20 protein-coding genes and 1 pseudogene are annotated in these 21,734 nt (G+C 35.7%); 5 read left to right on the forward strand and 16 right to left on the reverse strand.

The features are described 5' to 3' along the window. Window positions 1–2 precede the first annotated feature (2 nt). The gene (gene mce / locus MHB55_RS11040; protein WP_151109620.1) at window positions 3–413 is read right to left on the reverse strand and encodes a methylmalonyl-CoA epimerase; all 411 of its coding nucleotides are present in this window, start codon (window positions 411–413) and stop codon (window positions 3–5) included. A 130-nt stretch (window positions 414–543) separates the two neighbouring features. On the opposite strand from mce, the gene prli42 reads away from it, so the two are divergent. Further along, on the forward strand, window positions 544–639 hold the full coding sequence (gene prli42 / locus MHB55_RS11045) for a stressosome-associated protein Prli42 (RefSeq protein WP_151109618.1): 96 nt from the start codon (window positions 544–546) through the stop codon (window positions 637–639). A 49-nt stretch (window positions 640–688) separates the two neighbouring features. Here the strand turns inward: prli42 and MHB55_RS11050 are convergent, their stop codons facing one another. Genes MHB55_RS11050 through MHB55_RS11065 form a run of 4 tightly spaced genes read right to left on the reverse strand, consistent with a single transcriptional unit; the run spans window position 689 to window position 6,056 of the window. After that, on the reverse strand, window positions 689–1,129 hold the full coding sequence (locus MHB55_RS11050; RefSeq protein WP_144536144.1) for a BrxA/BrxB family bacilliredoxin: 441 nt from the start codon (window positions 1,127–1,129) through the stop codon (window positions 689–691). A 40-nt stretch (window positions 1,130–1,169) separates the two neighbouring features. Beyond that, a complete protein-coding gene (gene meaB / locus MHB55_RS11055) occupies window positions 1,170–2,261 on the reverse strand; it encodes a methylmalonyl Co-A mutase-associated GTPase MeaB (protein ID WP_340863235.1) in 1,092 nt (363 codons plus the stop codon). Continuing rightward, window positions 2,261–4,423, reverse strand: a complete 2,163-nt coding sequence (scpA, locus tag MHB55_RS11060; RefSeq protein ID WP_144536140.1) for a methylmalonyl-CoA mutase — start codon at window positions 4,421–4,423, stop codon at window positions 2,261–2,263. The genes meaB and scpA overlap by 1 nt, the downstream gene beginning before the upstream one ends. Then, window positions 4,410–6,056 (reverse strand): methylmalonyl-CoA mutase family protein, encoded by a 1,647-nt coding sequence (locus MHB55_RS11065; protein ID WP_340863236.1) that lies wholly within the window; start codon window positions 6,054–6,056, stop codon window positions 4,410–4,412. The genes scpA and MHB55_RS11065 overlap by 14 nt, the downstream gene beginning before the upstream one ends. Window positions 6,057–6,293: 237 nt before the next feature. Here MHB55_RS11065 and MHB55_RS11070 point away from each other — a divergent pair, with 237 nt between their 5' ends. After that, window positions 6,294–6,914 (forward strand): zinc transporter family protein, encoded by a 621-nt coding sequence (locus tag MHB55_RS11070; protein WP_144536136.1) that lies wholly within the window; start codon window positions 6,294–6,296, stop codon window positions 6,912–6,914. Between the two features lie 119 nt (window positions 6,915–7,033). After that, window positions 7,034–7,480 carry an SRPBCC family protein gene (locus MHB55_RS11075; RefSeq protein WP_445678250.1) on the forward strand — a complete coding sequence of 149 codons (447 nt, stop codon included), beginning with the start codon at window positions 7,034–7,036 and terminating at the stop codon, window positions 7,478–7,480. A gap of 102 nt (window positions 7,481–7,582) precedes the next feature. Here the strand turns inward: MHB55_RS11075 and MHB55_RS11080 are convergent, their stop codons facing one another. The 8 genes from MHB55_RS11080 to MHB55_RS11115 form a co-directional block, all read right to left on the reverse strand. Further along, entirely contained in the window at window positions 7,583–8,002 is a 420-nt protein-coding gene (locus tag MHB55_RS11080) for a hypothetical protein (protein ID WP_151109613.1), read from the reverse strand. 22 nt (window positions 8,003–8,024) lie between these two features. Continuing rightward, entirely contained in the window at window positions 8,025–8,435 is a 411-nt protein-coding gene (locus MHB55_RS11085) for a hypothetical protein (protein ID WP_144536130.1), read from the reverse strand. Window positions 8,436–8,673: 238 nt separating this feature from the next. After that, complete coding sequence (murQ, locus tag MHB55_RS11090) at window positions 8,674–9,585, reverse strand: N-acetylmuramic acid 6-phosphate etherase (RefSeq protein ID WP_340863237.1); 912 nt, start codon at window positions 9,583–9,585, stop codon at window positions 8,674–8,676. A gap of 88 nt (window positions 9,586–9,673) precedes the next feature. Continuing rightward, complete coding sequence (locus MHB55_RS11095) at window positions 9,674–10,501, reverse strand: carbohydrate ABC transporter permease (RefSeq protein WP_144536128.1); 828 nt, start codon at window positions 10,499–10,501, stop codon at window positions 9,674–9,676. Between the two features lie 14 nt (window positions 10,502–10,515). Then, window positions 10,516–11,457, reverse strand: coding sequence for a carbohydrate ABC transporter permease (locus tag MHB55_RS11100; RefSeq protein WP_144536126.1), 942 nt, complete (start codon window positions 11,455–11,457; stop codon window positions 10,516–10,518). 20 nt (window positions 11,458–11,477) lie between these two features. Next, window positions 11,478–12,791 (reverse strand): ABC transporter substrate-binding protein, encoded by a 1,314-nt coding sequence (locus tag MHB55_RS11105; RefSeq protein ID WP_340863238.1) that lies wholly within the window; start codon window positions 12,789–12,791, stop codon window positions 11,478–11,480. After that, on the reverse strand, window positions 12,775–13,824 hold the full coding sequence (locus MHB55_RS11110) for a serine hydrolase domain-containing protein (RefSeq protein ID WP_340863239.1): 1,050 nt from the start codon (window positions 13,822–13,824) through the stop codon (window positions 12,775–12,777). The genes MHB55_RS11105 and MHB55_RS11110 overlap by 17 nt, the downstream gene beginning before the upstream one ends. A gap of 282 nt (window positions 13,825–14,106) precedes the next feature. Next, window positions 14,107–15,336: an MDR family MFS transporter gene (locus MHB55_RS11115; RefSeq protein ID WP_144536120.1), complete on the reverse strand. Its 1,230-nt coding sequence runs from the start codon at window positions 15,334–15,336 to the stop codon at window positions 14,107–14,109. 97 nt (window positions 15,337–15,433) lie between these two features. On the opposite strand from MHB55_RS11115, the gene MHB55_RS11120 reads away from it, so the two are divergent. After that, window positions 15,434–17,071 carry an ABC transporter substrate-binding protein gene (locus MHB55_RS11120; RefSeq protein ID WP_340863240.1) on the forward strand — a complete coding sequence of 546 codons (1,638 nt, stop codon included), beginning with the start codon at window positions 15,434–15,436 and terminating at the stop codon, window positions 17,069–17,071. 233 nt (window positions 17,072–17,304) lie between these two features. Here MHB55_RS11120 and MHB55_RS11125 read toward each other — a convergent pair whose 3' ends face one another. After that, on the reverse strand, window positions 17,305–19,302 hold the full coding sequence (locus MHB55_RS11125; RefSeq protein ID WP_340863241.1) for an ABC1 kinase family protein: 1,998 nt from the start codon (window positions 19,300–19,302) through the stop codon (window positions 17,305–17,307). Window positions 19,303–19,575: 273 nt separating this feature from the next. On the opposite strand from MHB55_RS11125, the pseudogene MHB55_RS11130 reads away from it, so the two are divergent. Then, a pseudogene (locus MHB55_RS11130) lies at window positions 19,576–20,437 on the forward strand (manganese catalase family protein). A 59-nt stretch (window positions 20,438–20,496) separates the two neighbouring features. On the opposite strand, the gene MHB55_RS11135 reads toward MHB55_RS11130, so the two are convergent. Both MHB55_RS11135 and MHB55_RS11140 read right to left on the reverse strand, forming a co-directional pair. Beyond that, entirely contained in the window at window positions 20,497–21,321 is an 825-nt protein-coding gene (locus MHB55_RS11135) for an aminoglycoside adenylyltransferase domain-containing protein (RefSeq protein ID WP_151109598.1), read from the reverse strand. Further along, window positions 21,308–21,685, reverse strand: a complete 378-nt coding sequence (locus MHB55_RS11140; protein ID WP_151109596.1) for a cupin — start codon at window positions 21,683–21,685, stop codon at window positions 21,308–21,310. Before MHB55_RS11140 ends, MHB55_RS11135 begins: the two co-directional genes overlap by 14 nt. Window positions 21,686–21,734: the final 49 nt, after the last annotated feature.

Consider the following 21,734-nt stretch of genomic DNA (forward strand, 5'->3'; position numbering starts at 1 on the left):
GGTTACTTCGCTCCCCCTGATTTATCACATAATTCATACAAAACTCCGCCAGATGACTTTGGATGTATAAAGGCAACCTCTGCCCCTCCAGCTCCTCTTTTAGGAGTTTCCTGAATAAGGCGAATCCCCTTTTCCTTTAACTCATCTAGTCTCTCTTGAATATTCTTTACTCCAAAAGCGACATGGTGAATTCCTTCACCTCTTTTTTCGATGAATGTATGAATTGTACTTGTCTCATCAATTGGCTGAAGTAACTCTATCTTGACATTCCCACTGTCTATAAAAGCTACTCTAACTTTTTCTGAATCTACTTCCTCAATATGTATAAGTTTTAAGCCTAAAATATCTGTATAGTATGGTAAAGAGTTTTCTAAACTTCTTACAGCAATCCCGATATGGTCTACCTTTTCCATTGTTTACACATCCTCTATTGTTTGACTATTCACTATACTATTGTACATATATTACAAAAAAAAATCTCTACCTCTTGTGCATTTTTTCAATTTTGATAAAATAGGATTACAAGCTAAAGGAGAGAAATTAATGCGCAATCAAACATTTCGTAAGATTATCGTTTATCTCATGATATTTGTAATGGTAATGTCCACATTATTGTTCGGTCTGAGCTTCGTCCTATAGGAAATTTAAAAACAGCGGGAGCAATTTATGCTTCCGCTGTTTTTTTGTATTAGACTTCCTCGCAATACTCTTCGAATAATGCTTGAAGATGAGTAATAACAGAAGTTGGTGCGTGACCTTCTATTTCATGACGACCAATTTCAGCAACTGCTTGTCCATCTTTTAATAAAACAAATGATGGAGAAGAAGGTAAATGTTCGTCTCCAAACATATTACGTGCTTGTTGTGTAGCTAGTTTATCTTGTCCTGCAAAAACAGTTACTAAATGATCTGGGCGTTTATCGTAATGTACAGCGTTTGCTGCAGCAGGACGAGCAATCCCTCCAGCACAACCACAAACTGAGTTTACCATAACAAGAGTTGTACCTGTTCTAGCAAAAGCAGCTTCCACTTCTTCTGGGGTAGTTAGTTGTTCATAGCCACTATTTTCCATTTCACTACGCGCTTGTATAATCATATCATTCATTAGTAAGTTAAAATCCATATTCATTTTACAACTCTCCTTTTCAAACTAGATTTAGTTTATCAGATTATTGATAAGAATTCGAGGAAAATAACTCCTCAATCGCTTGCGAAACAGTCATTTTCTCTTCTCTCACTTGCTGTTCTAACAGTTTCATCCTCTTCTTTCTCTGAATGGAAGAAAAAAAGTCATCATATAAACGATTCACTATCATCTCATTGAACCAATTTACAGTTTGCTCTTTTCTTCTATTTTGCCAGAAATGCTGTTGTGTCATCTTTCCTTCGAAGCTCTTAATGGTTTCCCATACAAGGTCCAGCCCCTTTTTGTGTAGAGAGGATACAGCGAGTGCTGGTGTTGTCCAATTCGGAGCGGAAGGTGCTAGGAAATGCAATATTTGTTTATATTCTGCAACCGTTTTTTTAGCTAAACTTTCGTTATGTCCATCTGCTTTATTGACAACGATTGCATCAGCGAGCTCCATTATGCCTTTCTTCATCCCTTGAAGTTCGTCACCAGCTCCTGTTAAGGCTAGAAGAAGGAAGAAGTCTACCATCCCTCGAACAATCGTTTCACTTTGTCCTACTCCTACTGTTTCGACTAGTATGATGTCATAGCCGGCAGCCTCACATAGTAGCATAGTCTCTCTAGACTTTTTATGCACTCCACCAAGTGTTCCCGCGGAAGGAGATGGCCTTATAAAAGCATTCGGATGCTTGGCTAGCTCTTCCATCCTTGTTTTATCCCCTAGTATACTTCCTCCGGTGAGGGAGGAACTAGGATCTATTGCTAATACAGCTACTTTATGACCTAAATCACATAACATTTTTCCGAATGCTTCTATGAAAGTACTTTTTCCTACACCAGGCACCCCAGTAATACCAATGCGTATACTATTTCCTGTGTATGGAAGCAACATTTTCAAAATTTGTTGACCTATCTCTTGTTGTTCCGAGGAAGTGCTTTCAATAAATGTAATTGCCTTTGCTAAATGTAAGCGTGAGCCTGCTTGAATCTCGTGATTGTAACTCTGAATGTCAATAGTAAGAGATTTCTTCTTTGAAAACTTTTTTACAGAGGACTTGCCCATACCATCGTGCTGAGATATAATACCACCCTTGACATGTAGAGAAGATGTTACTTTATCCTCATCAGCCATTAGCCTTCCACTTCCTCGTAGCCAAGACGTTTATAGATCTCCTCTATAACCTTTTGAGCTGCAACTGGAATAACTGTTCCTGGACCAAAAATAGCTGAAGCACCATTCTCACGTAAAAAAGCATAGTCTTGCGCTGGGATCACTCCACCAACGACGATTAAAATATCTTCACGTCCTAGTCTTGCAAGTTCCTCTTTTAAGGATGGAACGAGGGTCATATGCCCTGCGGCAAGAGAACTTACTCCTACTACATGCACATCATTTTCTACTGCCTGTTGTGCTGTTTCAGCAGGAGTTTGGAATAATGGACTAATATCTACATCAAAACCTAAGTCAGCAAATGCGGTTGCGATTACCTTAGCACCACGGTCATGTCCATCTTGTCCCATTTTGGCGATTAAAATACGAGGACGTCTTCCCTCGTTTTCTTTAAAATCTTCTGCCATTTGCTTCACTGATTGAATTTCTTCAGCATCACTAAAATTAGCACTATAAACTCCACTCACGGAGCGAATCACCGCCTTATGTCTCCCTGCAACTACCTCAATTGCATCCGATATTTCTCCTATGGTCGCTCTTTGTCGAGCGGCATTTACAGCTGCAGCTAAAAGATTCTCTTTGCCTGTTTTAGCAGCTTCCGTTAAAGCTAATAGAGCTTCCTTAACTGATTTCTCATCTCGATTAGCTTTTACACTTGCCAAGCGTTCCATTTGTTTTTGACGAACGACAGTATTATCGATATTCAAAATATCGATTGCATCCTCTTGATCTAGGCGGTACTTATTTACCCCTATGATAATCTCTTTGGATGAATCTATTTGTGCTTGTTTTTTAGCAGCAGCTTCTTCAATTTTCATCTTAGGCAGTCCCGTTTCAATTGCTTTTGCCATTCCACCCAATTCTTCAATTTCTTCTATTAATGTCCATGCTTTTTCCATTAATTCATTTGTTAATGCTTCTACATAATATGAACCGCCCCACGGATCTATAACTTTTGTCATATTTGTTTCTTCTTGTAAGAAAAGCTGTGTATTTCTAGCTATTCTCGCCGAAAAATCTGTAGGAAGAGCTATTGCTTCATCTAAAGCGTTAGTATGCAACGATTGAGTATGTCCCATCGCAGCAGCATTTGCTTCCACAAGTGTACGTGTCACATTGTTAAATGGATCCTGCTCAGTGAGACTCCATCCAGATGTCTGCGAGTGGGTACGTAAAGCTAAGGTTTTTGGATTTTTAGGATTAAAGCTCTTCATCATTTGAGCCCATATTCTTCTAGCCGCTCTCATTTTAGCTATTTCCATGAAGTAGTTCATACCGATTGCCCAAAAGAAAGAAAGTCTTGGAGCAAAAGAATCTATCTCAATTCCTGCTTTTATACCTGTACGAACATATTCTAATCCATCTGCAAGTGTATACGCTAACTCAATGTCTGCAGTGGCTCCTGCTTCCTGCATATGATATCCGGATATGGAAATAGAGTTGAACTTTGGCATATGCTGTGCAGTGTATGCAAAAATATCAGAGATTATTTTCATGGACATTTCCGGTGTATAAATATAAGTATTACGCACCATATATTCTTTTAAAATATCATTTTGAATTGTACCAGCAAGCTGTTCTGGAGTTACACCTTGTTCCTCGGCAGTTACAATATAAAAAGCCATAATGGGCAGCACTGCGCCGTTCATCGTCATTGATACAGACATTTGGTCTAAAGGAATACCATCAAATAGAATTTTCATATCCTCAACCGAATCAATCGCCACACCTGCTTTACCAACGTCACCTGTCACTCGCTCATGATCGGAATCATAACCTCTGTGGGTTGCCAAATCGAATGCAACCGACAAACCCTTTTGTCCCATAGCTAAGTTTCTTCTATAAAATGCATTACTTTCTTCCGCAGTTGAAAACCCTGCATACTGTCGTACTGTCCAAGGTTTAGAAACATACATAGTAGGATAGGGTCCACGTGTATTAGGAGCTATACCAGGTAAATCATTTAAATGTTTTAACTTTTCTATATCCTCCTTTGTATATTCTTTCTTCAATTTTATACCTTCATTGGACACAAAAGATGTGTTGTCATTTTCTGCATGCTTTCCTACTGCTTTTTTTAATACGTCATCTATAGACACAGCTTCGTAATTAGGCGTTGTCATGTGAGCCCTCCTTTTGAGCTAATGCTAATAATTCCTTTCCTTTTACAAGCATTGATTGGCCAGCATAAATAGATCCAGATAGACCAGCCTCAAGCCAATCATCATACTCTGCAAATTTCCCCGCTACATCTAACGGTACGGATAGCTTTTCGTTTAATAAAGCAGGCACTAGTCCAGCTGTCTGCTCATCACTTCCGACAAAAATCGCATATTGAATATTTTCATTGTTAATCCATTGTTGTAAATCAAATGGTTTTAAATTCTCTTGTGCGATAACTGGAGTTATTCCAATGGCATTCAAGTAGCCATTAATATAATCCATTCTTGGTTTATACTCCTTCAAAACTCCATATGGAAGTATAGCCGCTTTTAGCTGATATTGCTTAAAAGCTTTGCGCAAATGCTCAAATGGTTCTGCCAATCGTCTATAGTCGGATTGTATAACAATTTCCTCCAGTCCGTCCTCTGGATTAGCGTAATTATTCGTACCGATGAGAGATTTTTTACGGGTTGATACTGCTTTTAGCTGTAGCTCCCATTTCTCTGAAGCACGTTGCAGCAACATACTTTCCCTCGATTCTGGAGAGCTGTCCTTCATTAAATCTATAAAATATGCCCAAGTCTTCTCAACCAATTGCTTAGTCAATGACTCAATATAGTAAGAACCACCCGCGGCATCAATAACACGTTGAATATGTGTTTCTTCCTTTAAAACAAGCTGCATGTTACGGGCAATGCGCTTAGAAGTTGGAGTTATCTCGGAAAGATAATTATGTGGATAGCTAGAAACTATATCTGCACCGCCCAAAACGCTAGACAATATACTATTACCTGCACGCAATAGGTTTACATTAGAATCTAGAGCCGAAAAAGAGCGTAGAGAAGTTTCAGTATAAACTGGGATAGCATTGATATTTTCTTTTCCAAAGGCTTCGCCAAAAGCCTTCCAAAGCACTCTAAATGCTCTCAACTTAGCAATTTCCATAAAGAAATTTGTGTCGATAGAAAATTGCACAAATGCCTTTTCTTCTAGTTCTTCAATACCATTTAAATGTGCTAGTGTATCTGCTTGAACTAATACACTTGCTAGTTCACTAACTACGTCTCCACCAGCCTTATGTAGTTGGGTGCCGTCTAAATGTAATGATCTAGCACCTGTAAGCTTTCTGTCGGCTCCAATTATAAAGCCATGTAATTCGTCAAAGTGATCCAGAAAACTAGGATTATTTTCAACATCCAATAATACCTCATGTTCTTGGAACAGTATTTTTAGTTCTTCTATTTGAGAAGGACTCCATTCATGAATAGCATCGACCTTGTAATTGATCAAATCATTTCCTTTAGATAGGTTTTCCTTCATATCTACAATAATTTCTTCAGCTGTGTTTGCTGTAGAGTGCTGCGCGACCTTCCAATTAGCAGTTTCTTTAGAATGTCTTACTGTATTAGTTTGGTCTAAAGAAATATTTGTTAAGTCTGCCAATGTATAAAGCGGTTTCAAAATAATATCTTCTAAAGTTTTAGTTTCCAAAGATTCCAACGATTTTCCTTTTAATGATTTAATTGCAGCCTGCTCCCAATCAGCAAAGCTTGCTTCGGTAAAATTGGTTTGCTTCATGTCGTTTATAGTCATATGAACGCTTTCGCTTCCCCCTTGTATAATTATTGTTATATTTCTATTCTACATGAGTGCTTCATGGTAATAAAGTGATTTTGTCCCTTGTCAGAAAGTAACCTTTATTCAGGATATTAAATTCTTTAAGCAATTTAACTCTCCTTCTGCTCGCTAACGAACATACATATAATTTTAATATAGCCTTATATAAGCTCATTTCATTATGTTATCAAACTTAAACGAAAGAGGTAAAATATGATATTTGTCTTTATGGGTATACTTTTATTTATTAGTCTTGTCAGTGGAGGAACCATTGCTCTTTTAGCATATGAAATGTTCCATCAGAAGTTTAATAGAGCATTAGGGTTATTGTGTGGATTATTATTGGTCGGTCTATTAGTTTTTGAGATTATTCCAGAATCCCTTGAATCCTATGAAAAGCTAAGTTTGCTTCTAGGATTTATCATTGGTTATTTCTTTTATAGCCTAACGGTTCTTCACTCACATAACGAAAAGAAGCATGTGAGCTCTATGACTCCATTGATTTTCGGACTATTTTTACATACAATTCCTTTAAGCCTAACTCTTGGTTCGTTGCTTAACAATCAAATGTTTCCAATCGCGATTACTACTTCTACCATCTTACACCATATTCCAGAGGGCTTTGCACTCACTAGTCTTTTCTTACTTCGTAAAAAGAAACTAATGTCTTTATTAGTTTGTTTCCTCTCCCTATCCGTCTGTTCTATATTCTTCATGTGGATCGGAAAGGACATTTTCATAGCTCCGAGAATACAAGGGGTATTGATAGGAATTTCTATTTGTTTAATTGGTCTAACAAGTTGGAAAGAATTTATTTTCCCATCAAACAAATAATATTATTAACTATTCAGTATAGTTAAAATAATATTAAAATATAAAAGATTAGGAGGTTCGAAAATGAAGAATGATACGGAGATAGTTCAAATAAAAAAGGCTTACATGTAGAATCTTCTATAGACATTGTATGGAATGCATGGATGAATAATAATATTGTATCTCAATGGTTCGCTCCAACTGCCATTATAGAGCCTTGTATAGGTGGGAAATATGAACTTTATTTTATACCTGGAAATCTCAAGCAAATGAATACAAAGGGATGCAAAATAATCGATCTAGTTGAAAGGCAAAAACTAATGTTTACGTGGAAGGCTCCCGATTCATTTGCTGAAATCATGAATGTGGAAGACAACCTGACTATTATTGAAATTACATTAGAAGAAAATGAAACAAATTTAACAAAGATAAATCTTATTCATAGCGGATTTTCTAAAACAGAAGATTGGAATGAGGCTTTATATTGGCATGATAACGCTTGGACAAGTGTTCTAAGCAGTTTAAAATCAGAGCTTGAAAAAGGAAACGGTAATCTTTGCTGCGAACCACTCGAGGAAAAGAATTGAGTATAAAGAGACATTTAAACTACTATTTTGCCAAGTATAACAACATACGTATATAAAATTATCAGGATTTGGATGACAGTGTACAATGCTAAGTAACTGTAGTTAATGACCATCATCTTCAGGAACGGTACTAAACACAAGACTATTATCATTCCTGACGGTTATGTAATTTTCAAGCTGATGTACCCATCCATCCTCTCCTCTAACCCCTCTCCCTGCTAAGATAAAGCTATCCGGATTAATGGTCTTTACAGAAAACTCCAATCTATATACATCTTCAGAAGAATCAGTTGTATAACTTAGCTCCAAATTATCCAGAGTAAATTCATTTATAATTTCATCACTTTTCAAAATTTCTTTTGCCGTTTCTGTAATTCTTTCTCTTAATTCATCTTCTTCTGATCCACCTCTTAAAAAGAAAAACCAAAAAGGAACAGTAATAATTACGAAAAAACATAGCATCAATAAAGTTAATTTTAACATTACTATTTTTTGATAGGGAGTGGTTGAGATTAACTTCATGGGCATGCTTCTCCTTTCCTTGCTAATGGTCTTCCGATGGATTGGAACTAAAAACTAATGTCTCACTATCCTTGACTGTCACATAATTGACACGTTCGTGTATCCAACCATTCTCCCCCTTTACCCCTCCTCCAGTTAGTATGAAATTCGCTGGGTCTATCGGTTTAATGGAGAATGTAAGTATATACACCTCTTCTGATTCATTGTTTCTATGACTTTGTTTAATATTATCAATCGTGAAATCCGTTATATTAGGATCTTTCTCTAATATGGATATAGCAGCTAATTTGATGCTCTCCGATAAATCGACAGAACTCTGAGTGTCTTCTTTTTTCATCAACCAAACAATGCTTAAAACAATAACAAAAACAAGGACTATTAAAAAAATACCATATCCTCTTTTAGAGGACGGTGTTCTAGAAATCAGTTTCATCTATTTACACATCCTTCTGAAGAATAATTACCACGCTACTTATATATACGATTAATGTCGATAAAACATTCGCTACGCTAATACTCGGGATTTCATAAATAACAAAAACCTCCCTAAGAAAAGGGAGGTATAAAAGTTCTATAGTATATTAAAGTTGTTAGCTATGATTATATGAATATAGAAAAAGTTAATGATTATCCCTAGAAATTCTATCTGTTTTTTGTTTGTTTGAAATGGGCTACTCTTCCGCTCCACCTTCAATAATCGCTAACCTTACTTTACCGTTTGCCTTTTGAAGCAATATTGCAGCTTCCTGTGCATTTGTCTTGGTTAATATCATAATAATAGCTTGTTTAACATTATATTCGGTTTCTTCTAATGCTAGCTCGGCTTCTTCATATGTAAAACCTGTGGCCTCACAAACAATTTTTTTTGCCCTTTCTTGAAGCTTATGATTACTCGCACGTACATCCACCATGAGGTTTTTGTATACTTTCCCGAGCCTTATCATAGCTACAGTAGAAATCATATTTAGCACCATTTTATGTGCTGTCGCTGCCTTTAGTCTAGTTGAGCCTGTCAAAATCTCGGGACCTGTATCGACTTCGATTGCAACATCTGCATACGTGCTAATCATAGATTCGGTATTACTAGTTAAACTAATTGTTTTTGCACCAATTGATTGGGCATAAGAAAGTCCACCTGCTACATATGGAGTTCTCCCACTAGCTGCGATCCCAATAACAACATCATTAGAACTAAATTTCCTATACATTAAGTCTGCTATTCCTAAATCAAAGTTATCCTCTGCCCCCTCTACTGCAACCATGACTGCATCTAAACCTCCAGCTAATACAGCCTGAACCATATTTGGATCAGTACTAAACGTTGGAGGGCATTCAACCGCGTCTAGCAAGCCTAATCGGCCACTAGTTCCAGCTCCCATATAAAATAGTCTTCCTTGGGCAGTGAGCTTTTCATATACTATCTCTATCGCACTTTCTATTTTTGGTAAGATCCTTGTTATTGCATTCGCTACTTTTTGATCCTCTTCATTCATTATGTGAAGAATTTCAGTGACAGACATCATGTCTAATTCCGTTGTTTTAGGGTTATGTCGCTCTGTTGATAATTTATCCAATTGAATCATTAATGTCAAACCTTCCATTGATTTACATTTATTCAACCAATATATTTATTTGCATTTCTGGAGTTTGTACAAACACTCACTAATCAAATTACTTCACTGCTCCCGCCGTTAATCCTTCCATAAACTGCTTAGATGCTATTAAGAATAGAACCATCATTGGTAAGGATGCTAGAGTCAGACCAGCAAACAATGAGCCCCAATCAGCAGAATGCTCACCAAAAAGAGAGAGCATACCAACAGGAATTGTCATCTTTGCTTTCTCCGTTATAAAAATAAGCGGGAAGAAGAAGTCATTCCAAGAAGCGATGAAGTTAATAATGACAACAGTTCCTAATGCAGGTCTCATGAGAGGAAGAAGGACATGCCATAGAGTGCGTAGGTTGCCTGCCCCATCAATTCTAGCAGCCTCCTCTAACTCCAAAGGCAAAGTCCTGAAAAAGCCAGTTAATATAAGCATCGTAATAGGGGTACCGGTTGCTATATTCATAAAGATTAAGGACCACAAGGAGTTAATTAGACCAAGATCACGCATTAATATAAATAATGGTACAATTCCTAGTTTTATTGGTATCATCATTCCCAATAAAAATAAAAAGAAAATTGCATTGTTCCAGCTAAAATTGAAACGGGCGATATAAAAAGCAGCTAATGAACAAAAAATCACCACTAGTACTACAGAGGTGACACTTACAATAACACTGTTTATAAAATACTGATCAAAAGGTATTTTACTTAAGAGTGTTCTATAAGTATCTAAGCTGAAGCTCGTAGGTAGTCCTAAAGGATTCTTAAATATTTCTGCACTCGATTTGAAGGAGGAAAGAAACATTAAAAAGATTGGATACAAACTTATCGTGGCAACAGCAAACATAATTACATAATAGATTGGCCTAATCCAAATTGAATTTTTCTCCATACTTTTTCACCCTCTTACATTTGGACTTCTTTTTTATTCATAAACTTCAAGAAAATCATTGTACATATTAATATGAAGAAAAACAAAACAGTCGCAAGGGCTGAACCTAGACCAATTGCAGTAGAACTAGAAGCTGTAGAACTACCAAAGGCTAACCGATAAAAGAAAACAGCCAGTGTATCTGTTGAATAATACGGCTCACCCATCGAGCCCTGCATAGCATATATCAGCTCAAATGCCTCAAATGATTGGATAAAAGTTAAGACCGTCATGATTAAGATAGATGGAATCATCAATGGAATGAATATTTTCCTTAACATCGTAAAGCCTTTTGCTCCATCTAGCTTGGCAGCTTCAATCAATTCCCCTGGGATATTTTGAAAACCAGCTAAAAATATGAGAACTCCAAAACCTAAACCAAACCAACAGTTTACTAAAATAATAGAGATTAAAGCAGTTTCTTGTTCACCTAGCCAAGCTCTTTGCAGATTTTCTAATCCAAGCTTTCCCAATATAAGATTTAAAGTTCCGAAATTTGGGTTTAATATTAACTTCCATAAGAAACCTACAACGATTACAGATAGCAACCGTGGTAAGAAAAAGGCAACCTTAAAAAATTCTGCTCCCTTTACTTTTTTGTAGATGATAAAAGCTAATAAAAACGCTAATCCATTCATTACAACCATTTGAATACAAAAGTAAAGTACATTATGTGAAAAAGCGTTCCAGAACATAGAACCATAAGGCTCCGTAGTAAATAGAGTGACAAAATTGTCTAAGCCAACAAAAGCATCTCTAGAGAACCCCTTAAAGGAGAAAAAGCTGTATGATAATGCAGCCAGTATAGGATAAAGTACAAACATCCCATAAATGATTAATATAGGGATAGGAAAAAGGTGTATAGTCCACCCTTTTCCCTTCTTTGATCGTTTTATTGGAGCTGTTTTTTCTGACATTTATCACAGCCTCCTTTTTATTATTGGAAAGGTGTAAACCAAGATTCAGCACTTTTCTGTACCTTATCCGCTACTTCCTCAGGTGTTACTTGACCTAAATACATCCCTTGAAGTTCAGTTTCTAAAACAGTTTTTGTCGTTGGATCTCCACCGGCAAAATTGATAACCCAGTAATATGGCGTCGATTTGGATTCCACCTCTTTACTTAACTCACTAAGAAGTTCATTTTCAGAGCTAATTCCAGGAATCGCGCTAATCATATTAAATTCTTTAACAAATAGCTCTCCAAATTCCTTAGTTGTTAGAAATTGTAGGAACTCCTTAGCAGCATCTTTGTTTTTAGAATTAGCATTAATAGCAAATGAACCATCTACCCACGAAGTTACTGTTTGATTTCCTTCTTTAGAAGGCATTGCAAAATAACCGTAATCCAAATCTCCGTTTAAATCGTTTATGACAGGTATTTCCCAACTACCAAGCGGAAACATTGCTGCTTGTTCCATTGCAAACAATGTACGAATATCGTCCATACCTAAGCCCTCAGAGTTTGCTGGGAAATATTTCTTCAAATCATTCATCGCTTTGATTGACTCTACAAATGAAGGGTCAGCAAAATTTGTTTCTCCTTTTACAAGTTTATCTGCAAACGAATTACCATCCATAACTCCTGCACCTAAGATTCCATGTGTTAATGATAGTAACCAGCCTTCTTTAGTACCCATAGCAATTGGGGTTACTCCTGCTTTTAAAAGTTTTTCATTGACCGCTATGAATTCATCCCAAGTAGTTGGAACTTCAATTCCTTGTTCAGCAAATATTTTTTTGTTATAGAAAAATTGAGTAGAGCTAATGTTTAATGGCACACCATATTGCTCTCCGTCTGCTCCTCGAGAGGCTGCCAAGAATTCCTCCGAGTATTGTTTTAACCCTTCTAAGCCAGTAATCGGCTCAACGAATCCAGCATCCACTAGCTTTAAACCAGCACCATATGGACGCAAGTGAAAAATATCCGGACCTTCTCCAGCTTGTAAAGCAGTATTTAAAACTGTATTATATTCCGTATTTTTAGTGGGACTGAATTCTACTTTTATTTCTGGATGCGTTTCGTTAAAAAGAGCAATTACTTTTTCATACTTAGAAACATCTTCAGTTCTCCAACTGCCAATGGTCAAATTTATTGTTTCCTTTTCTGCTGATGTAGTTATCTTATCTCCACCATTTTCAGAGCTTGTTGATGAAGAATCATTATCTTTGTCATCTGCGCAAGCAGCCATGACAAAAGTTAATAACATGATTGTAAGGACTAAGAGTCCATTTTTAATCCATTGTTTCATTTTTATACGCCCCTTTTTTGATATACATGTCGTAAACGCTTTTATGAATTGCCTGCCTAAATTCCTTCTTTGGCGCATCCCTCCCGTAATGGATAGCATTAGTTAGTAATACTACAAACAGTTCCTCCTTTGGATCCATCCATACCGAGGTTCCAGTAAAACCTGTATGCCCGAACGAACCTCTGGACCAACTGCTATTAATGGTTACTTCTGTATCTATACCATTCCATACTTCAAATCCTAAGCCTCTGTGCTTAAAAGTGTTTTGATGGCAATTTTGTAACCAAACAGGATCAAACACAGATTGCTCTGAAATATTCAACCAAAACTGTGCATAGTGGACGAGGTCGTCTAGACATGAAAATAATCCAGCACTACCAGAAACTCCATTTAACAAAAATGCTTTTTCATCATGGACCACACCTTGAATAAAGCAATCATTTATCTTTTCAGTAGTTGCTATTAGATTTCTTATCTCTCCCTTAGGATTAAATATTGTTTGATGCATTCCCATTGGTGTTAAAACTTCCTTTGCTACGAATGTATCGAAAACTTCTCCAGAAACCTCCTCAATAATTTTCCCTAACAAAATCATCCCTAAATCACTATAAACAACTTCTTTTTCTGGCTTAAAAAGTGGAACAACTGTTAGTATCTCTTCTAAAATTTTTCTATTTTCATCCCTTTGAACAGGTGGAGATAAATCTGCTGGTAGTCCACTATTATGATATAGAAGGTGTTCAATATTAATATCTGAATAACGAAATTGGGAAATATATTTTTGAACAGGATCCTTTAAAGATAATTGTTTTCTTTCTAATAACACTAGGAATGCAGGAAGCGTTGCAACCACCTTGGTCAATGAAGCGATGTCAAAGAGAGTACTAAAAGTAACAGGTTGTCTTTCGTTATTTCTTGTGATAAAAGAACCGAAGCTATCCCTATAGAGAATTTTTTTATGACGCTGAACATGGATAACTCCACCTGGGATTTTTTCTTCCTCAATATACTTCTGTATAATTTCCCTTAGCATAAAACCTCCCCCTTATCACATAATTTTCAGATAATTCACATTTATAGTATATAAAATAAAATTATAAGAAACAATGAAAATTTTAAAATATTATTTTAATCAATTCATTTATACTTATTTTTTATAACAATAAAGAGATAGCTATGAGATCTAATGATTTTCTGATTCAATCATCCAGTTGGAGAGTCTTCTTTTCTGAAACACATATACCGAAAAACCTCACACTTTCAAAGGTGTGAGGTTTTCTTAGAAGGATATAGAACAAAAACATTTTAAAATTATTTAAACAACTATAGCTAGTTTTCTCCGAAACAAACCTGCATATAACAAACCGATTCCTATCATTAATATTATTCCTATGTATACAGACATCATAGTTGGTACTAAATAAGCCCCTATTATGATTGTTGAACGAGCAATTAGCTCTGCTCCGCTAAAAGAGAAATTGGAAAACGCCGAGTACGATCCTCTTTTATCCGCTGGAATCATATTTGCTTGCTCTGCATTTCTAACAGGAGAATAGATTAATTCACCGACCGTAGCTATAAAGTTAAAGAGTAGAAGTATATACCATGTGTTAGCAGATGTAATGGTGATGTATCCTACGCTATAGAAAGCTAAACCTATAAGCAGAACATGCCTGTTGCTGAAACGATCAGTAATTTTATTTATAAAAAATGTTAAACAAACAACTAAAAGCATGTTTTCAATATTTAGCAGACTTAACATTCGAACTCCTGCAAGCTCGAACTCTCCTATATTAACCACCTTAAAAGTCTCCGCTAACCGAACTCCTATATAACTGTTTAATGAAAATTCAGCAGCAAAAATAAACATGGAACCTACAACTACCTGAACAAATGGTTTATCCTTAAAAGCAATTTTATAATTATGTATTAAATCAACAAAAACATTCTGATGCTGCTTTTCCAAAAGCTTATTATGTCCGTTAATTAACCAGATTTTATATGCTATCGGCAGGCATAAAGAAGTGAATGATAATAACATAAACAATTCAACCTGGTGGTTTAAATATAGTAATCCCCCTAATGCTGCCCCAATAGCCATAGACAAATTAGTTAACCAATAATCTAACGCATATACCTCTTTACGATTGTCAGGAGTAGTTGAATCAATGACTAATGCATGCATAGCAGGCCTTCCTAAGCTGCTTGTAATAATATATATAGTATATGCAGCTGCAAACAGCCAAATGATATTCGATTTTGGCAACAAGCTAACTGTCATACAAACAAACATACATCCACTTAAAAATGAAGTGATTACTAATAAACCCTTCCTTGGTAGACGGTCTGAAATGTATCCTCCAATAAGACTGATAAGAAAACTAACTCCTACTGTGCCTATTAAAAATAAACCGGCCCATACTTTGCTCATCTCTTGTGCAAAGAACAATGCCATAAAAGGCATGACAGCAGATGAAACAGCTCTGTTAAAAAAAGATGTAATTAATCGAACTTTAATATTTTGTGGGTAGTTTTTCCATTTCATATTGTACACCTCCTTTGTATTTAGTATATTAAACTAGACTTTTGAATTTAAAAATGGACATTTTTTTATAAGTTGTCCACTTAATGAGGTGTTTTACATGGATCGTTCATTGCTAACCCTTTGGAACACTGTCCCTTCAGGTAAGATTAAGCAAGAAGAGATTGCAAATATAATAGGTTTCAGCACTAAGCAAACAAAGAGGTATATACAGAAGTGGTGCTCTGAGGGCTGGATGAAGTTCATCTCTGGAAAAGGTAGAGGAAATTCTTCACAATTAATGTGGTTAAAGGATGTCGAAGCTTGCTTTGAGGAGCAAGTCATGCTTATTTTAGAAATTGAAAGCGCAGAAATAAGTAGTAAATACTTAATGTATGATTGGTCAACAGAGTGTCGACAAAGATTGATGAAAAAGTTTCAAAACAAACTTGGCTTTGTACAGCAAATGGACGATAAGCTCATTGTTCCAAGAAAAAACCCGTTTCTTACACTTCATCCGTTAAAATCTGCTGACGCACATAGTGCCAATATGGTCGCTACGATTTATAATCGTCTAGTTTCTGTGGATGAAAGCGGCATAGTTTCTCCAGAACTTTGTCACAGTTGGGATATTACAGACACCAAACTTCGACTTTACCTAAAGAAAGATATCTCCTTTCACGACGGCTCTATTCTCACCGCAGAAGATGTCGTATTATGTCTTCGCAAACTAAAAAACAATATACAATTTTCGGTATTATGTAAGCCAATTGAAAAAATAGAAGCTGTTGCTCCATTAATAGTAGATATCTCTTATCCAACAGGTTGTAGTTACTGCCTACAGCTTTTAGGAAGTATGAATGCAAGTATTTATAAGGAGCATTTGGATTTTATTTATGGTACGGGATGTTACTATGTAGAAGAAAATAATCCAACAATCACTACATTAGTAGTCTTTAAAGATTACTATGGGGAAAGGCCTCTTTTAGATAAAATTGAATTTGTTCAAGTGCCAGTAGATTTTGAGAACGTTTATCGCACATCATCTGCTCAACAAACTTATTTTCCAATTAAAAGTGACTCTGGCTTTGGAATTGTATTGATGAATCCACATTTAGATATTGAAATACGGCACTATCTTCATTACATAATTTCCAAATACCGAAATGAAATAAATACTGCCGATGAGAGGCTATTACCCAATGAAGAAGGTTGCTTAATTGGAATAAGTAAAAAATATCGTTTAAATAGTATACCTCGCCCTGAGTTTAAGAGACCTATAATACTGAAATTAATAGATTATACAAACAAACCTACTCTTTGGTTAAAAGGCATTCTTACAAAGAATGGTGTTCCTGTAGAGATTAAAACAGTTTCCTTTGAGGACAATCTTATGAATAGGGACTCAAATAATGAAGTAGATTTATACATACATGGGGAAATATTTGAAATGAATCAAAATTTTTCTTTTTTTCATTTTCTTCTTAATGGATATTCTCCTATAGCCAATGTCTTACGAAAACAAGATAAATATCAATGTGTATTAAGAAAGTACGCTAATACCCCTTTTGAAGAATGGACTTCCTTGCACAAAAAAATTGATCGGATGTTAATAGAGGATTCTTTAGCATGTCCTTTATATTATTCAAAAAGACAAATTCCTTTTTCTTCTGATTTAATGAACATAAATATAAAGCATTTCGGGTATGTTGATTTTTCAAAGCTATGGGTCAAGCCAGACATAGAATTTAATTCATGATATGTGCTCATAAAATTGTCCATGGTGAAGATGCTTGCTATTAATGATCAATTTGAAAAAGATCCCCAGTTGGAGATGGCAGGCTACCTATTATGATATGAAACGTCCAATAGATGAGTAACACGCATGAAAGTCATGGGAATTTGTTTCACCACCTTCTAAAATGAGAAAGTACCTTGAGACTTGGTAGTCTCAAGGTACTTTGTAGACGTTCGGAGTATAATCCATTCAAATTAATGTCGTTTCATCAATCTAATTGCTTGTATGGAGAGACGTACAAGCAATACTGCGCATAGAAATAATCCAACAAAAGCAGCAGTATTTAAATATACAGCATATGCAGTTTCTATAAACTGAGCAATTGCTAGTAATGAAACAGAAATTATTCCAAAAGTAATCCCGACAAGCAATAGAATAAATCGAGAAAAGAGGTGAGTTACAAATTGAGCATTATTCTTATCTGAAAAAATATCATGATGTAAAATAATTTTTCCACTTTCCACTTTTTGGACGAGCTTATCAACTCGTCTTGGTATTTTTCGCAATGCTGGTAGCAATAAAGCAAACTCTTCTTCTATTCTTTCCTTTGTAACTTTTGGTTCCTTAAATGGCTTTTTTAACAGAGAAGTCAAATAATCCGACGAATATTCTTTTGCTTCTGCAAAAATATCAAATTTAGGTTGGATTAGCTTAAGCGTGCCCTCTAAAGTTATGATTGAACGCATAGCAATTCCTACGGAAGGATAAAACGATAAGCCAAATTCTCTAACTAACTTAAAGAACGCTTGAATTAGCTCATCCGTTGGTATTCGTTCTACGTATGAAATTCGAAGAAGGATTTGAGACAAAGCCTGTTCCATTTTTACTCTATCAATGTGATCATGGTCTTCTACAAGCAATGTTACTGCATCATAGAGCATATTAGCGTCATTATGCTGAATACCCATTAAAAAAATCTTCATTCCTTCTTGCTGAGGCTCTGCCAGTCTTCCTACTGCGCCAAAATCTAACAAAATCGGGAGTCCATCTGTTTTATCAATGAAGATATTTCCCGGATGTGGATCAGCGTGAAAAATTCCAGAATAAAGCATTTGATCGAAAAATGAGTAGAGTACCGTTTGAGCAAACTCCTCCCGATCTATATTTAGTGTTTGAAACAAAGTGTCGCCATTTGCTACACTCTGCCCGTAAGCATGCTCAAAAATAATGATGTTTTTATTGCTCAAATCGGTGTAAACATAAGGTATTTTCACCTCATATTTACTGTTTTTTAGGGCATTTTTGACTTGAACTGCATTCCGTTTTTCTATTTCAAAATTGACTTCTTCTTTAAGGTTATCTGCAAATCCTAGTGCTAGCTCACATAGGCCCAATCTTTCTGCCCAAGAGGATTTGTCTGTTAACCAACGAACAAACTCTAATAAAATATTTAAATCATCCCTAATCATTGACTTGACATCGGGACGTAATAATTTGACAACAACCTGTTGATCGTTTTCTTTCAGTACTGCTTTATGTACTTGACCAATTGAAGCGGAAGCCAAAGGAATCATATCAAAATATGAAAATATATCTTCCATACTACATGGCAACGATTTACCTAAAATCTTTTTTACTTCTGATTCATGTAATGGCTCCACATTTTGCTGAAGCTTCTCCAGCTCTCTTATAAATACAGGAGAAAACAAGTCTTTACGAGTTGAAAGTACCTGACCAAACTTTATGAAAATACCTCCGGCTTGCTCTAGTGTATCGCGAAAGGCGATTGCCATTTCATAATCGTTATCTCTATGCTTGGTATATTTCAAAGCTCTAGAAATCCCATTCTTAGCAGCTATTTGAATGACTTGTCGCATTCTTTTTTGACCTCTCCATTGACTTCTTAGCCTTAAAAGAAAAGGTCTTTGTCGCATAGTACTTGATTTTCGTTCCCCATTATCCATCGGTCCAAATAATTCAAAGAATAAGTACAATAGCATAGAAATCAAAAGCATACTACCTATCCATATTATAGTGCTGACGTCCATAAATGAATAAACGAAATCCTCGGAAAGAAAGTCAATATTCCTTAAATAGGCATACCAGTAAACAAAAAAGGTAAACACAATGCTAATAAAAACAGAAAGGATTCTTTTCATAAAATTGATTTGGGAACCCATCAGCTTTCCACTTACATAGTAAATAAATAAAGATATTAAAATTATTTGTACAATTAACTTTACATATATCAAAAAAGTATCCCCCTATCTTTTTTATCTCAGTTCAATATATATATACATTCCCCTCTTCTACTTATTATTAATCTCTTTCACAAGCAATTTTTAGTACGATTAAGTATTTAAATTTTTTGTAGAAAAAATATAAAATATAATCTATTGTTAACTAAATCATATTTCCATTTAAATTCATTAAAAGTTTTAGATTATTTATTTTATTGAAAGTTTTATAGATAAATTCATGGGTAAAATTTAAAAATTGTCTATAAATTTCTAAAGGAGGATTCTATATATGTCTTTAACAAAAAAGAATTGAGCTTTCATGCGGTACCGGACAATCCAGATCCAGTATTAGCAAAACACCAACAAGAAATTATTGGTGGTCAATTTGGAAAGATGAGTGTTGAGAAGCAGTATCTTTTCCAATGCTGGAATACAAGAGGAAACGAAAAATATAAAGATTTACTGATGGATACAGGAATAGTAGAACTTGGTCACATTGAAATGATAGCTACAATGGTGGCAAGACTTTTAGAAGGCGCACCAGTCACAGAACAGGAAAAAGGCGCAGTTAACCCAGTAAAAGGTGCAATTATGGGAGGTTATGAGTCCAAAGGATGTATTAGTAGAGGGTATGAATCCTCAGCACGCAATCGTCTCGGGCTTAGGTGCTATGCCTGTGAACTCAGTTGGAGTGCCATGGAATGTTGGTTATATTGTAGCAAGTGGTAACTTATTAGCAGATATGCGACATAACGTGATGGCTGATTCAGAAGGGCGTTTACAAGTAGCTCGTCTTTATAGCATGACAGATGATAAAGGAGTTAGAGATATGCTGTCCTTCCTTTTAGCTCTAGATACAATGCACCAAAATCAAGGGCTAACAGCTATAAAAGACTTAGAAGCAACAGAAGGTGGAGTTATTTGTCCCACAACAATTCCACCTGAGTGGGAAGCAACCGAATTTTCTCATACTCTATATAATCATTCGGAAGGAGAAGACAGTGCCGAATTGCCGTGGTTAAAGGGCAATGCTCCTGATGGACACCCTTTCTCCTAAGACCAAGGTAAAGCATTCGGTGAAAAACCAGTTCTTAGTCCTGCCCCTCCCTCATTGCACAATACTTTGCCTGCGGAAGATATGAAGTAAACTAAATTATACTGCAAACAAACGCAAGCCCCGTATAGTTTGTTTACAGTAATTTTTAATTAGCTATTTTTTAATTGATGTGCCTCTTCAATTCCGAATTGAAAATTTTGAGTTAGTAAATCATTTACTTCTCTAGCTATTAACTCTTTAAATTCGACTAGCTGTTGACTTTGAAAGTTTGATTCGGATATTTTACCTGTATATATGTTAATAGCTTGGAATACTAACGTTTTATGCTCTTCTGGTAAACTGTTGGCTCCCCATTGACCAGCCTCCAATTTAGAGCATATTGTACTCTCCTTTAAATAACGATAAACTCTTAACATATTTAATATGGAATAAACAGGATCTATCTCTAAATCATTTAAACAATCCTTATAGTCTTGTAAAATTGCTGATGTATAGTGAATAGTGGGTACAGTTGGAAACACTGCTTTTATGGGTTCACCTCTAAGGCATATTCCTTTATAAGTAACAATGGTTATATGTGCAGCTAAATCAGCATCTACTTTTTCTCCTAATAACCATTTTTCACTACATTCTTCGTATCTTTCCCTCCAATATTCACTAAAATGATAATCATAGGATGGAGGATAGTCCCAGTTTTCTAGCTGGCTTCTATTCATAAAACTAATTTCAATTGGATAAGGATTATTTGAAATCTTTAAAAATAACTCAGTCAACGATAATTTCTCTTGGAATGACAATGCTTTTTTGGTTACCACTAAAATATCTATGTCACTCCTTGATGGATTAAAACCACCTATTGCCAGAGAGCCATGTAAGTAATAACCAACATTATTTTCGTCAACTATTTTCTGTATTTGGCCAATCACCTGTATTATAAATGCTTTAATATTTTCTGAAGCATTAGCCCAAATCATTTTTACTTCCCCCTTTCATTGGCATATATATTTCTGGTTGGAGTCCTTCTGCCTCTATGACCATTGCTGTTAAATAAGTATCAGTTGTGGTTTCATGCCCCTCCCCCTTTTCCCAGAACACTGCATCGCCAGCTCTTATTTCAACCTTCGTTTGATTCGTACCAGATACCCTACCCTCTCCATTAACAATCAGTAGTAGCTGAGGAACAACTGCTTCATGATATCCAATGACTCCTTTTTCCTCCAAATGCATACAGCCTATTACCGTTTCACTTTCTATTTTAGCGATCCGTGACATGATAAAATTCGAATTAAAGTGGTGAATCTTATGTCCAACCTGTTGATCAAAACGAAAAATTTTCATTAGACAACCCTCCATAGCCTATTTAAATTCGACTATAAAAGCAGATATT

Source organism: Psychrobacillus sp. FSL K6-1267 (assembly GCF_038003265.1).
Lineage (GTDB): Bacteria > Bacillota > Bacilli > Bacillales_A > Planococcaceae > Psychrobacillus > Psychrobacillus faecigallinarum.